This window comes from Flagellimonas lutimaris, from assembly GCF_003581615.1.
In the GTDB taxonomy this organism is placed as follows: domain Bacteria; phylum Bacteroidota; class Bacteroidia; order Flavobacteriales; family Flavobacteriaceae; genus Flagellimonas; species Flagellimonas lutimaris.
Genome location: NZ_QXFH01000004.1, coordinates 126,131 through 140,055 on the forward strand (window position 1 = coordinate 126,131; position 13,925 = coordinate 140,055).

Genomic DNA, 13,925 nt, shown 5'->3' on the forward strand with positions numbered 1-13,925 from the left:
AAAGTCACATGAAATTATCGAACTTCAGTTTTGAATTGCCTAAAGAATTATTGGCAGAATATCCTGCAGAACACAGGGACGAATCCAAACTCATGGTGGTTCATAGGGATACAGGAAAAATTGAACATAAAATGTTCAAAGACATTGTAGATTACTTTGATGAAGACGATGTAATGGTCTTGAACAATACCAAGGTATTTCCTGCGAGACTTTTTGGTAACAAGGAAAAAACTGGAGCTAGAATTGAAGTTTTCTTACTAAGGGAGCTAAACCAAGAACAACGTCTTTGGGATGTATTGGTAGATCCAGCAAGAAAGATCCGTATCGGAAACAAACTTTATTTTGGTGAAGATGAAAGCTTGGTGGCCGAGGTTATCGATAACACCACCTCAAGAGGGAGAACATTACGTTTTCTTTATGATGGTTCGTATACTGATTTTAGAAGAAAGCTCAGGGAGTTGGGTGAAACTCCACTACCAAAATATATTAAAAGAGAGGTTACACCAGAAGATGAGGAGCGCTACCAGACCATTTATGCAAAACATGAAGGTGCCGTGGCTGCACCAACTGCAGGTTTGCATTTTTCCAAGCATTTATTGAAGCGTTTGGAAATCAAAGGAATCGAGTTTGCCGAGGTAACTTTGCACGTTGGTTTGGGTACCTTTAACCCAGTTGAAGTAGAGGATTTGTCCAAACACAAAATGGACAGCGAAGAGCTTGTTATCGATGAAAAGGCTACTGAAATTGTAAATAATGCTAAAGCCAACAAGAGAAAGGTATGTGCCGTAGGTACAACAGTAATGAGAGGCTTGGAAAGTGCGGTTTCATCCGAACATACATTGAACACGTTTGAAGGTTGGACCAATAAGTTCATATTTCCTCCATACGAATTCAGTATTGCGAACTGTATGATTACAAATTTCCACTTACCAAAATCAACTTTGATGATGATGGTATCTGCATTTGCAGGTCACGACCTTATCAAAAAAGCATATAAACAAGCTATTTTGGAAGGGTATCGCTTTTATTCCTACGGGGATGCAATGTTGATTCTATAAAAACAAAATTTCATAAAAGAAAAATCCCGTTCGCTATATGGCCAGCGGGATTTTTTCTTGCTTATCTTTAAGTAGTGGAAATCAAGAAAAAGGACATACGCGCATTAACCAAGGAGCAGCTTCGCAACTTTTTTGTGGAGCAGGGAGACAAGGCATTTCGTGGCAACCAGGTCTATGAATGGTTATGGCAGAAATCTGCCCACGATTTTGATGCTATGACGAATATTTCCAAGGAAACCCGAAAAATGTTGGAAGATAATTTTGTGATTAACCACATTCGGGTGGACCAAATGCAGCGTAGTTCAGACGGAACCATTAAAAACGCCGTGCGTTTGCACGATGGTTTGATTGTTGAATCCGTTTTGATTCCTACAGAAACCCGGACCACCGCCTGTGTGTCCAGTCAAGTTGGTTGTAGTTTAGATTGCAGGTTTTGTGCCACGGCTAGGTTAAAGCGGATGCGAAACTTAAATCCTGATGAGATCTATGACCAAGTGGTGGCCATAGATAATGAAAGCAGGCTGTACTTCGACCGCCCATTAAGTAACATCGTTTTTATGGGCATGGGCGAACCTTTGATGAACTACAACAATGTCTTGAGGGCCATCGACAAGATAACATCACCCGAAGGATTGGGCATGTCTCCCAAACGGATTGTGGTTTCTACCTCCGGTGTGCCCAAAATGATTAGAAAAATGGCGGACGAAGAAGTAAAGTTCGGTTTGGCCGTTTCTCTACATTCAGCCATTGATGAGGTGCGTACTTCCATAATGCCCTTTAATTCCACATTCCCATTGAAAGATTTAAGGGAGGCTTTGGAATATTGGTACAGCAAGACAAAAAACAGAATTACCTACGAATATGTGGTTTGGAAAGGAATAAACGATACCCAAGAGGCAGTTGATGCCTTGGTCAAGTTTTGCAAGTTTGCACCTTCCAAAGTCAATATCATCGAATATAACCCTATTGATGACGGTGAGTTTCAGCAAGCATCAAACAAAGCTGTGGAAATGTACAAAAATACCTTGGAGCGAAATGGTATTACGGTAACGGTACGTAGGTCGCGAGGTAAGGATATAGATGCCGCCTGTGGACAGCTAGCGAATAAAAGCTAGACTTTTCAATATCGAATTGGCAATAATCAATGCTACAATAAAACCTTTCCCCCCTTTTTTCCTTTCGCCCATCAAACTTTACCCCATGCTCTTGCAAATCATCGATACTTTTAGAACTGTATCTTAAAACTTCGATTTCATTCCAACAACTCTTGCATTTTCCCTACTTTTAGACATTCAAAACCAAACACCACACCGTTACGTTGAAAATCGTTTCGCAGATAAGGGAACCTATAGAGAATGAGATGCAACTTTTTGAGGAAAAATTCCTCAAATCCATGTCCTCTAAAGTGGCATTGTTCAATAGAATTACCTACTACATAGTCAACAGAAAGGGCAAACAAATGCGCCCCATGTTCGTATTTTTGACCGCCAAATTATTGAATGGTGAGGTTAATGAGCGCACTTATACAGGAGCTTCTATAATTGAGTTGATTCATACCGCGAGCTTAGTGCACGATGATGTAGTCGACGATAGTAACAAGCGCCGGGGGTTTTTCTCTATCAATGCTTTGTGGAAAAATAAGATTGCCGTTTTAGTGGGCGACTTCCTTTTTTCCAAAGGCCTATTAGTTTCCTTGGAAAATAAAGATTACGACCTTCTTCAGATTATTTCCAATGCGGTTCGGGATATGAGCGAAGGGGAATTGCTTCAGATTGAAAAAGCACGATTGTTAGATATTACGGAAGATGTTTACTACGACATCATCCGCCAGAAAACCGCAACCTTGATTGCTGCTTGCTGTAGCATGGGAGCTTGCTCAGTTCGACCTGATTCTGAGGAAGTAGAGGCTTTTAGAAAGTTCGGTGAGCTTTGCGGAATGGCCTTTCAAATAAAAGATGACCTTTTTGACTACGGTGCCGAGAAAATCGGAAAACCAACGGGAATCGATATCAAAGAACAAAAAATGACCCTTCCCTTGATTTATGCTTTGAACCATAGCGACAAGGAAAAGAAGAAGTGGTTGATCAATTCCATCAAAAAGCATAACAAGAACAAAAAACGGGTAAAAGAGGTCATTGAGTACGTAAAGGAAAAAGGTGGCCTGGATTATGCCGTTGTAAAAATGTTGGAGTTCAAAGATGAAGCTTTGGCCATTTTGGACAATTATCCCGATTCTGAATACAAAAGTGCCCTCACACTTATGGTAAACTACGTGGTGGACCGTAAAAAATAAAATTTTAAAAACTTGAATATCAATTAAATGCTGAAAATCTTTAGTTTCAGGCAACTATTCATGTTTATATCCCGTCTATTAAAATAGAAGCACTTATATAAACCAAACTTTTGAAGATCATCGCGCTACATAGCAACGAAAAACAATTGATCAAAAAATCAATCAAAGGCGACCAAAAAGCTCAAAAGCTGTTGTACGATAAGTTTTCGCCCAAAATGTTTGGGGTTTGCAGACAATACATCAAAGATCTTCATTTTGCCGAGGATGTTATGATCAATGGCTTTGTAAAGGTTTTTAATCATCTAAGTTCTTTTCAAAATAAAGGAAGCTTTGAAGGTTGGGTCAGAACCATTATGGTTAGGGAAAGTATTTCGTACCTGCGCAAAAGGCAGTTTGTAGTTTATGATGATGATGCTGTCAAGGTGAACGAACAGATTTCGCCAACAAATGAAGGTCTCTTGGATGTAGAATATGTACAGCACCTAATTGATGAACTGCCAGAAGGGTACAAAGCAGTTTTTTTGCTTAATACCATGGAAGGGTATGGCCATACAGAGATTGCGGAAATGCTGGAAATTTCTGAAGGAACCTCAAAATCTCAATTATTCAAGGCTAGAAGGATGCTTCAAGAGAATTTAAATTTAAAAGGAATGTCGCCAAAATCAAGATCGGCGAACAAAAAATAGAGGGTATGGATAAACTGGAGAAACATATCAAGGAGAAGTTGGAGGAGCGAAACATTGCCCCATCAGCAAGTGCTTGGGACAAAATTGCATCGCAAGTGAAGCAGCCATCACAAAGAAAAAAGAATGTGTGGTTCCCATATGCTATAGCCGCAAGTGTTGTAGGTATTGTATTGGTGTCGGTTTTCTTTTTTACACAAGATAATCCTGAAGTGGAACAAATACAGATGGTGGAAACCGAAACTAAAACGGAAGCTGAAACCCAGACTGAGGGTGAGGTTCTGAAAGAGATTGTACCAGAGGAGCAAACCGAGGTTGTTGAGACAAAATCTGAAGCTATTGTGCCAGCAGAAATAAACGAAGAATTAAGTCCAGAACCACCTATTTCCAACACAGCAGTTGCCAAGCACGAAGTGAAACAACCTTTAAAGGATGAGGTCATTATAAATTCGGATAAGTTGATTGCCCAAAAGGTGGAAGAAGTAGTAGCACAGGTAGAGCTAATGGAAACTACTCAGCAAGATGTTTCGGATGCCGAAGTAGATTCCTTGTTGCGGGCAGCGCAACGGCAAATTTTAACCGATAAATTATTCTCCGAAAGTGGTTCTGTAGATGCGATGTCCCTACTTGCCGAGGTAGAGGATGAACTGGACGAATCGTTCCGAGACCAAATTTTTGATGCCTTGAAAACAGGTTATCTTAAACTTCGTACGGCAGTGGCAGACCGAAATCAATAAAATTATTCATCAATCAAGACAAACCTTCAAAAACTTCCTGTCCTACACGGGCGGGAAGGAGGGAGGTTTATAATCAAAATTCAATCATGAAAACAATTACATTTTATTCAGCAGTTTTATTCTTGTTCTTAGTTTCCCAAACTATGTTCGGGCAAGAGGACTATCAAAAGAAAATCGAGGCGTTGAAAATTGAAAAACAGCGCATTATTGAGCAAGAGAAAGATGCCTTAAAGTTTGAGGTGCGAGATATCAACAAACGGTTGGAGAAAGGAGACATCTCCGAAAATGAAGCTAAAACATTAAAAGAAGAAGTTGCGAAACAAAGAGCTCTGAACATTGAAAATAGAGTGGCGATAATCGAAAACAGGATTGCTTTGTTGGAGCGCAACAAAGGAGATGTACTTACATTATCCGAAATAGATACCATTTATGGTGATAGAATGCGGATTGGTCTTCTCCTTGATGGTAAACCTGCCATTACCTTTAATTCTCACAGATGGAAAAAGAAAATAAAATACGATAGACGCACCTACTCCGATTTTGTGATGGCAATAGGTTTTAATAATGCTTTGATCGAAGGTCAGTCGCTCTCCGATTCACCTTATAAAATAGGGGGGAGCCGTTTTTTTGAAATGGGATGGCAATGGCGAACAAGAGTGTTTAAACGTTCCAATTGGTTGCGCTTCAATTATGGCTTTTCTTTTCAATTCAATGGATTGAAGCCAGATGGCAACAGAATATTTGTTCAGGAAGGTGATCAGACTGTTTTGGAAGAATTTGAGTATAATTTGGATAAATCCAAATTCCGAATGGACAACCTCGTCTTCCCTGTTCATTTTGAAGTAGGTCCTTCCCGTTTGCGAAAGTCCGAGCGTAGCATGCGTTATTCCATAAGAGATCAATTCAGATTAGGTTTTGGCGGGTATGGTGGATTTAATCTGGGTACGCGTCAAAAATTAAAGTACAATCGAGATGGAGAGAATGTTAAGGATAAACTCAAGCGAGATTATAACAGCAGTGATCTAATTTATGGGGTGAGTGGCTATATGGGATTTGATGGTGTGCTGCTGTATTTAAAATATGATCTAAATCCAATTTTTAAAGATGCGGATGTAAAGCAAAACAATATATCACTGGGCCTTCGGTTTGATATTTAACCATTTTACGAACCTTAAAACTTACGGTCAGGGATTTTTTTTCTGGCCGTTTTTTATTTTGACAATGCCCGCTCCATTTCTTGGGTAAAATCTTCTTTGTAATATACTTTTTTGCAATGCGAACATTCCGCGTAACGGATATTGTTAATGGTAAAAAGAGGAATCCAGAACAAATGGGCATAGTTGGGTTGGGCCACTGCGGTCAGCGTACCTGTTTGATTGCAGTAAGGGCAGGTAACATCGTTTAGTACTTTGGTTTCTTTTTTACCTGGTCTTGTTCCAAAGAAAAATATCATATAAGAGTTGTATGCTGCAAAGATACTATGTTTGACTTATTCCAAAACCGGAAGATTTTGTTCAAGCATTTTGGTTTTGTTTCTCCAGCTTGCTTTGTACTCCCGGTCCACAAAGAAAACGGTGAAATCTGCTTTGTAATCCCGGTCCACAAAGAAAACTGTGAAATTAGCCTTGAAGTCACCATCTGGGAAAAACCAGAGACCCTCATCACCTTTAGCTTTGTAATCCCGATCAACTATATATACCAAAAGATCAGCCTTATATTCACGATCTACTTCAAAAACTAAGTAATCTGCTTTGAAGTCAGCATTTTCCTTAAAAACAATTTGGCTCCGTATAGTATGGGAAAAGAGGGATATGGTAAGAATTGGAAGTATTTTTCTCATAATAAGTTAGATAAGTCAAAATTTGTGCCATAGCTCTGAAGAGTTTTAAATTAAAAAAATCATTTTACTTTTAAATATTACCTACATTCGCCCACATTTATGAAATATTGAACGCCTACCATGGCTTAGAGGACTGGTTGTCCTGGATGGATGACATCTCCAGTAAGGATTATGTAGTTATTGACCGTTTTCTTCGGGACGAACTATATACTGAAATCAAATCTTTTTTTCTGGGAAAATTGCCCAATTTTAAAGAAGCGGGGATAGGTGCCCATTCCGATAACCAAATCGATAATAAAATACGTGGTGATTTTACCTATTGGTTGGACAGGCAGCGAGATACTGAATTGGAAACCTATTGGAGCCTTTTGGATGAAACCATCCACCTTTTTAACCGATATTGTTATCTCAGTATATCGGGTTTCGAATTTCATTTGGCTCACTACCCGTCCGGAGGGCATTACGATAAACATTTAGATCAGTTCGAAAACCGGAACAACCGAATGATTTCCATGGTCATTTATTTGAATGATGATTGGAAACAGGAAGATGGCGGGGAACTGGAAATTTTTGAAAAGGACAGAACAAGCTTTTTGGTCGAGCCCTTTGCAGCTCGTTGTGTCATGTTCAAAAGTGCAGAGGTGCCCCATGCAGTCTTGGAGGCCCGCAAAAGTAGATTTAGCCTCACTGGTTGGCTGTTGTACCAGCCCTCATCGGTTGGAAAGCTAATTGTTTGATCAGTCCTTTTTGTATGGAATCTGTTGAATCAAGTCTTCATTTTGTGTAGTTGATGCACCGTAGGACATAACCAAGGTGCCCTTGGTACCGTCTTTGGCCTCAATTGTGAATACAACGGATTCATCACTTGGATTTGTCATTCCTTCAAAACGGTAGGAGTTGATAATGACCAAATCCTTGGGTTGGTATTCCTTTTTGGAATACAATGCCTTGATACAGGTTTCCTCTGCTTCAAAATCTTCTTTATAGCCCTCCTCCTGTGTGAGGGTATTTACAGCTTCGGAAAGTGTGCTAAAACTATACTTGTCCATATATTAAATTATGCTTTTAAACTATTTATAAATTGTAAGACTTGTTCTTTCACTTTGGGCCAATCGGTATATTCATGATCTTGGCTAGTATCAACAGAACCGCCTTCTTTTTTGGCAATGGAACGCATGATCAGTTTTTTAAAATAATTATATTCAGTGTATTTTAAAGCTCCTGCGATATGCCATATCGTTTTTGTGTTCCATGCGGTTTCTTTTAAAAAGTCTTCGGCAATCTGTGCAGCTTCCTCGTGTTCTTCTTTAATATCGGATGCCACGGCCATACTTACCGAGAAAAAAGCACTCGGTTTTCCATTTAAGGTATCAATATTTTCTAGAACATAGTCCTTGATCAACGTGTTGTATTTATGAATGTGAATCGAACTACCTACTAGAATTGTATCAAAATCATTGGGAGCAGGAGGGTCTTCAACGGCATTTGCAATAACTACTTGATGACCATTTTCTTGGAGTACATTTTCCATAAATCTGGCGATTTTTCGAGTCTGGCCTTCTACAGTACCATAAATTATCAAAATTTTCATGACTATTGGGTTGATGATTACACAACCCTAAAGTCACGGAATATTTTTGATATTATACATGATTTTGGTCAGTTAGTACCGCCTATAATTTTCCTCCCACTATCGGCAGGGTGAGTACAGTGCCATCTAAATCAACCGTCAATTCGGTTCCTGGTTTTGGCCAAAGAGTGAATTCTTTATCACTAGAAAAAATCATCAATCCGATTTGTTGTCCTTTTGGAATAATTTGATCATCGGGCATCAACTCAAATTCCATTTCATAAAATTTGTTGGGAACCAAAGGTTCACTCTCTGTTAATGAGCTATGATTTTGGGGGTCCGCCCATCCTCGGGTGATAATGTTATCGGTAATCTTGGTATTTAAGGCCTCGGTCCAAGGTAGGGATACCAACCAGACGGATAAATTTGCCGCAGGCTTGCTGCTGCTGAGTTTAATCTTGATTTTTGCCACTCCCGATATATGAACGTCCTCTTTTAAAGGAGCTGTAGTATAAAGAAGTCGGTGTTCTGTGGTCTCAGCTTTTGCCAAACTGGAACCAGAAAAAGAATAATTGTCTACCAACGTCTCGGTTCCTTGCTTTTTTGGTTTGTTAATGGTCAATTCCCCTTTTGCAGGAGCTCCTGAGCTTAGATAAAGCTGAACATCCTTTGCATTTGGATTGGGATAATCCTCGTATGGAGTAGGGTTGTCTTTTTTGTCGTTTTCCCGAACTATCCATACTCTTGGCTCATTTTCCACGCCATTTTCCACACCGTACAGGTAGCGTGTGAACCATCTGTTCATCATGGAGATGGGTGGTGGTCCACCATGCCCGTTCTGATGATAAAAAATCTGTACGGGCAATCCCATTTCTTTGGCTTTTTTATAGATACGGTAGCTGTGCTCTGGCATCACGTTCCAATCATTGAAGCCGTGCGACATCAAAAGGGCTGCTTTCATGGGTTTCATATCATTCAAATAATCCCTTCCGGCCCAAAAATCATTGTAGTCTCCGGTAATGCGGTCTTGACCGTTTTTCATTTCGGTATCACGAACAACTTTGTTGTTCCTAGCTCTTTTGGATTCATCACCACTGTGGATAAAATCGTAGAGCACATCAATATCTTCTCCCAAATAACCGCCTGGTGAACGCACAAGGCCATTCGAGCGGTAATAATGATAGTACGAAGTGTTCGGTGCAATGGGAATTATAGCTTCCAGACCATCAACTCCCGTAGTCGCAGCAGCAAGTGGAATGGTTCCGTTATATGAGGTGCCCGTCATCCCTACCTTTCCTGTGGACCAGTAAGCTTTCACTTCTTTATCACCGTTACGCTCTGTGTATCCTTTGGCTCTTCCGTTGAGCCAATCTATAACCGCTTTTGGGGCCAAGGATTCATTATCGCCACCAACGGTTGGAGCTCCATCGGAAAGTCCTGTGCCAGGAGAGGAGGAGTGGACCACAATATAGCCTCTGGGAACCCATGTTCTCACTTGTGAGTTTGAAATTATGGGCCGTTCCCCTATACGTGTAACACTAGGGTGTTTTCTTGGTTTTCCAAGTTCACCGAGTTCATGCTGTACATCCCAAAATATGCCTTTGCCCAAACCGGCCGTCCCCGCATAGTACGGACTGGATTCATAAATTACTGGAAGTTTCAGGCCTTCTGATTCTGTTTGTTCAGGACGAGTAACATCCACATGCATCCTATCTAATTCACCATCACCATCAGAATCAAATTCCGTTTCTACCCAAAGATCATGGCGTATCCATTTGCTAGGGTCCGAAAAGGCCTCAACTACTTGTGCTTCACCATTTTCAATTATAGGTCCGGCTTTTTCTGCCATTTGACCTTTGGCCACTAAAACAAAGAAAATTAGAAGTGTAGCCAATGCCCAATAACTTTTTGGTTCTCTCTTTATCATAGAATCATTTTTTTATTCTTACATTCTTTAATAAGGTGTTCCCAATATACTAAATCTTAAACAGGGATTTGGTTTTTGAATTCACCAAAACTTTGTTTTTATTTACCTTTAACAGCTATTTTAACAGAACGCCTTGATTTCAAAAACAACCATAGACCAAGTATATGAAACCGCCCGTTTGGAGGAGGTAATCGGCGATTTTGTTCAATTGAAAAAATCAGGTTCCAATTTTAAGGGACTTAGTCCATTTACCGATGAGCGTACACCGAGCTTTATGGTGTCTCCTGTGAAACAGATTTGGAAAGATTTTAGTAGCGGAAAAGGGGGAAACGTGGTTGCTTTTTTGATGGAGCATGAACACTTTACCTATCCAGAGGCGATTAAATATCTGGCCAAGAAATACAATATCGAGGTAGAGGAGACCGAGCAGACGGATGAACAAAAAGAGGAAGCCAATGAGCGGGAAAGTATGTATCTGGTCTCTGAATACGCCCAAAAGTATTTCACGGAAACCCTTTGGGAGAGTGAGCTGGGCAAAGCTATTGGGCTGAGCTATTTTAAAGAGCGAGGATTTACTGATGAGACCATCAAAAAATTTGGTCTAGGGTATAGTTTGGACGAATGGGAGGCTTTTACAAAAGCTGCATTGGACAAAGGATACCAAATGGAGTTCTTGGAAAAAACGGGACTTACCATTGTTAAGGAGCAGGCTGGAGGTGAAACTCGAAGGTTTGACAGGTTCAAGGGAAGGGTTATGTTCCCCATACATTCTATGAGTGGTCGAGTTCTTGGTTTTGGTGGGCGTATATTGACCAATAACAAAAAAGCGGCTAAATATTTAAACTCTCCCGAAAGCGAGATTTACCACAAGAGCAAAGTGCTTTATGGTATCTATTGTGCGAAGCAGGCCATTGCCAAAGAGGATAATTGCTTTTTAGTTGAAGGCTATACGGATGTCATTCAGATGTGCCAGCGAGGGGTGGAGAATGTAGTGTCCTCCAGTGGAACTGCGCTGACCCCAGAGCAGATTCGACTCATTAACAGGCTTACCAAAAATATTACAGTTTTGTTTGATGGTGACGCAGCGGGGTTGCGTGCATCACTACGCGGTATAGACCTTATCTTGGAACAGGGTATGAATGTGAAGGTCTGTACTTTTCCTGAAGGAGAGGATCCCGATAGTTATGCCAAAAACAATACCTACGAGGATATAGTCTCGTATCTCCAAGAAAATTCCAAAGATTTTATTCAGTTCAAAACATCTTTGTTGGCCAAGGAAGCGGCCAACGATCCTATAAAACGTGCTGATACGGTAAGAGATATTGTGAATAGCATCGGAAAGATACCTGATCGTATTCAGCAGGAAATCTATGTTCAGGAATGTGCAAAAATTATGCAGATTTCCGAAGAGGTGCTATACAATACCTTGGCTCAGATTGATAAAAAACATCAAACAGATACCACTAGAAAGGCAAAGCAAGAACAAAAGGCCTTCGAAGTTGTCAAGAACGATGCAGTAGTTGAGAAGGTTGATGTTCAATATGAGCTGGAACGAAAGATTATCGAGGTGCTCTTACTTTACGGCAATCAAAAACAGGAGTTTGAAGATTTGGTGCTTAAAGAAAATGAAGACGGTGAACTGGTGCTGGAACCCGAAATTGTAGAGGCCAAAGTGTATGAAAAAGTATATTTGGACCTTCAGGATGATGAAATTGAATTGACGAACGAACAATTCAAAACCATTTATTATAAGTTGATCGAAAAATTAAATGAGGATACTGATTTTTCCATTAATACTTTTTTATCTGATTTGGACCAAGAAACCGTTTCACAAGTGTCCTCAATTTTGATGGAGGAAGAACAGTATGTTTTGCACGATTGGGAACGAAGGGATATCTATCCAAAAGAGAAAAAAATAGGAGTGGCCCAATTGGTTGGGGAAACTATACTTACACTGCGTTGTAACTTGATTAAAAACCGTATTGAAAAACTACAGGAAAGAACCCAGGATAATATAGGAGACAACACGGAAGTCTTGGAGGAGATAGTGAATTACCTTCAACTTAATAAATTGTTGAATGCAAAACTGAACCGTGTACTCTCTTAAAATATAAAGCCCCTTTCAATTTTAATTGAAAGGGGCTTCCACAATAGTTGGTTTGGTTGGGTATTTCTAATATAGTTCCAAGGCCTTTGCCTGTTGTAGCAAGTCTACCAAATTATCCACGTTCAACTTTTTCATCAAACGGGCTTTATATGTACTTACTGTTTTTTCGTTAAGGTTCAATCCTTCTGCAACCTCTTTGTTTCTTTTTCCGCTGGCCAAAAGTTTGAGTACTTCGACTTCTCTGGAAGAAAGTTTTCTGAAGAATCTTCGAGGTTTTTGTGTGCTTTCATCAAAGGCTAAGCGCTGTGCAAGTTCGTTTGTGATGAACATATTGCCTTCGCTTACTTTTTTTACCGCAGAAACAATGTATTCTAGATCGGCAGTTTTGGATAAGTAACCAAAAGCGCCGGCACGAATAGTGCTCAGGGCATAAACATCTTCGGACTGCCCGCTGTACATCAATGTTTTAATGTCAGGGAACTCCAATTTCATTTTTCTAAGTGTGGCAATTCCGTTTATTTCTGGAATATCCATCTCTAAAATTACTACATCGGGGGTTACAGTTTTCAATGTATTAAAAAGCTCCTCGGTAGTTGAAACATCCGCAATGATTTCAATATCAGAGCTGGATTCAAGTACCTTTTTGATACCAAGCCTTACAACGGGATGGTTATCAGCTATCAATACTTTTATCATTGTGTTAGGTTTAATTTAATGAATGGTTAGTGGCTAAATACCTACAATATATAGCGGGCAAGATAACAATTAATTCATGTAAAACTGTAACTTTTTTCTTAAAACCATAGTTTTTCTATGGTTTTTTTCGTCTTAAACAGGGGTTTTTTGGATGAAGTGTTACTTTAAGCTACTTGGAATTTTACATATTGGGATAGGAACCATCTTATGTTTATTGGCAGAGTTGTATTTTTTAAAGATGGTGAATATCTCTTTTTGTCTGCCCGAAAAGTCATCTGCGATTTTTCCATTATCATCCATTTCCATGGCCCATTCCAACTCGGGGTAAGAGGCGCCAATTTGATCCTCATCGGTTCTGCTATCTCCCCAAAGACCATCGGTTGGAGCGGCCTCCATAATATCTTGGTTTACCCCGAGTACCCTTCCAAGCTCGTACACTTCTGTTTTTAAAAGGTCGGCAATCGGGCTCAGGTCAACACCGCCATCACCGTATTTCGTGTAGAAACCGATGCCGAAATCTTCAACCTTGTTTCCCGTACCAGCTACTAGATAGCCTTTTAGGGCAGCAAAATAGTAAAGGGTGGTCATTCGAAGCCTAGCTCTTGTATTTGCCAAGGACATAAAACGTTCTTCTTCATTGTCCACTTTTGGGAATGCATCGACCAAACTATCAAACACCGGAGTTAAGTTTACAGGCTGTCTGGAAACATTTGAAAAATTTTCAATCAACCAATCAATATGTTTATCCGCGCGCGTAACTTGGTTTTTACCTTGATGAATAGGCATCTCCAAACACAAAAGGTCCAATCCGGTTTTGGCACAGAGTGTGGATGTTACAGCAGAATCAATTCCGCCAGAGACCCCAATTACAAAACCTTTGCATTTTGCATTTTCGGCATACTCTTTTAACCAATCAACAATATGGGTGATAACCTTTTCTGTTTGCATATCTTACTATTTAGATTCTATAAATTACCTTTGTGCCCTGTAAATTTAAACCCTGTGCCCATAAAA

The 13,925-nt window shown here is 40.0% G+C and carries 15 protein-coding genes; 8 read left to right on the forward strand and 7 right to left on the reverse strand.

The features are described 5' to 3' along the window. Positions 1–8: 8 nt before the first annotated feature. The 6 genes from queA (at position 9) to D2V08_RS00585 (ending at position 5,928) form a co-directional block, all read left to right on the forward strand. Complete coding sequence (queA, locus tag D2V08_RS00560; RefSeq protein ID WP_119606207.1) at positions 9–1,058, forward strand: tRNA preQ1(34) S-adenosylmethionine ribosyltransferase-isomerase QueA; 1,050 nt, start codon at positions 9–11, stop codon at positions 1,056–1,058. Positions 1,059–1,132: 74 nt separating this feature from the next. Further along, entirely contained in the window at positions 1,133–2,173 is a 1,041-nt protein-coding gene (rlmN, locus tag D2V08_RS00565; RefSeq protein WP_119606208.1) for a dual-specificity RNA methyltransferase RlmN, read from the forward strand. A 203-nt stretch (positions 2,174–2,376) separates the two neighbouring features. Beyond that, positions 2,377–3,351, forward strand: coding sequence for a polyprenyl synthetase family protein (locus D2V08_RS00570; protein WP_119606209.1), 975 nt, complete (start codon positions 2,377–2,379; stop codon positions 3,349–3,351). A gap of 110 nt (positions 3,352–3,461) precedes the next feature. Further along, positions 3,462–4,037 carry an RNA polymerase sigma factor gene (locus D2V08_RS00575; protein WP_119606210.1) on the forward strand — a complete coding sequence of 192 codons (576 nt, stop codon included), beginning with the start codon at positions 3,462–3,464 and terminating at the stop codon, positions 4,035–4,037. Positions 4,038–4,042: 5 nt separating this feature from the next. Further along, the gene (locus D2V08_RS00580) at positions 4,043–4,771 is read left to right on the forward strand and encodes a hypothetical protein (RefSeq protein WP_119606211.1); all 729 of its coding nucleotides are present in this window, start codon (positions 4,043–4,045) and stop codon (positions 4,769–4,771) included. Positions 4,772–4,857: 86 nt separating this feature from the next. Continuing rightward, positions 4,858–5,928: a coiled-coil domain-containing protein gene (locus D2V08_RS00585; protein ID WP_119606212.1), complete on the forward strand. Its 1,071-nt coding sequence runs from the start codon at positions 4,858–4,860 to the stop codon at positions 5,926–5,928. 53 nt (positions 5,929–5,981) lie between these two features. Here D2V08_RS00585 and D2V08_RS00590 read toward each other — a convergent pair whose 3' ends face one another. Both D2V08_RS00590 and D2V08_RS00595 read right to left on the reverse strand, forming a co-directional pair. After that, positions 5,982–6,224, reverse strand: a complete 243-nt coding sequence (locus D2V08_RS00590) for a zinc-ribbon domain-containing protein (RefSeq protein WP_119606213.1) — start codon at positions 6,222–6,224, stop codon at positions 5,982–5,984. Positions 6,225–6,260: 36 nt separating this feature from the next. Beyond that, a complete protein-coding gene (locus D2V08_RS00595; protein ID WP_220473364.1) occupies positions 6,261–6,611 on the reverse strand; it encodes a 7(1) septoil knot domain-containing protein in 351 nt (116 codons plus the stop codon). A 107-nt stretch (positions 6,612–6,718) separates the two neighbouring features. Here D2V08_RS00595 and D2V08_RS00600 point away from each other — a divergent pair, with 107 nt between their 5' ends. After that, entirely contained in the window at positions 6,719–7,348 is a 630-nt protein-coding gene (locus D2V08_RS00600) for a 2OG-Fe(II) oxygenase (protein ID WP_245980446.1), read from the forward strand. On the opposite strand, the gene D2V08_RS00605 is transcribed toward D2V08_RS00600, so the two are convergent. The 3 genes from D2V08_RS00605 to D2V08_RS00615 form a co-directional block, all read right to left on the reverse strand. Then, on the reverse strand, positions 7,349–7,660 hold the full coding sequence (locus tag D2V08_RS00605; protein WP_119606214.1) for a phosphoribosylpyrophosphate synthetase: 312 nt from the start codon (positions 7,658–7,660) through the stop codon (positions 7,349–7,351). It abuts the gene before it with no gap. An 8-nt stretch (positions 7,661–7,668) separates the two neighbouring features. Further along, positions 7,669–8,202 (reverse strand): flavodoxin domain-containing protein, encoded by a 534-nt coding sequence (locus tag D2V08_RS00610; RefSeq protein ID WP_119606215.1) that lies wholly within the window; start codon positions 8,200–8,202, stop codon positions 7,669–7,671. An 82-nt stretch (positions 8,203–8,284) separates the two neighbouring features. Beyond that, entirely contained in the window at positions 8,285–10,108 is a 1,824-nt protein-coding gene (locus D2V08_RS00615) for a Xaa-Pro dipeptidyl-peptidase (protein ID WP_119606216.1), read from the reverse strand. A 133-nt stretch (positions 10,109–10,241) separates the two neighbouring features. Between D2V08_RS00615 and dnaG the strand changes: the two genes are divergently transcribed. Next, complete coding sequence (gene dnaG, locus D2V08_RS00620) at positions 10,242–12,215, forward strand: DNA primase (protein WP_119606217.1); 1,974 nt, start codon at positions 10,242–10,244, stop codon at positions 12,213–12,215. A 66-nt stretch (positions 12,216–12,281) separates the two neighbouring features. Here dnaG and D2V08_RS00625 read toward each other — a convergent pair whose 3' ends face one another. Beyond that, on the reverse strand, positions 12,282–12,911 hold the full coding sequence (locus D2V08_RS00625) for a response regulator (protein WP_100817366.1): 630 nt from the start codon (positions 12,909–12,911) through the stop codon (positions 12,282–12,284). A gap of 159 nt (positions 12,912–13,070) precedes the next feature. Continuing rightward, positions 13,071–13,859, reverse strand: a complete 789-nt coding sequence (gene nadE / locus D2V08_RS00630; protein WP_119606218.1) for an NAD(+) synthase — start codon at positions 13,857–13,859, stop codon at positions 13,071–13,073. Between the last annotated feature and the right edge of the window lie 66 nt (positions 13,860–13,925).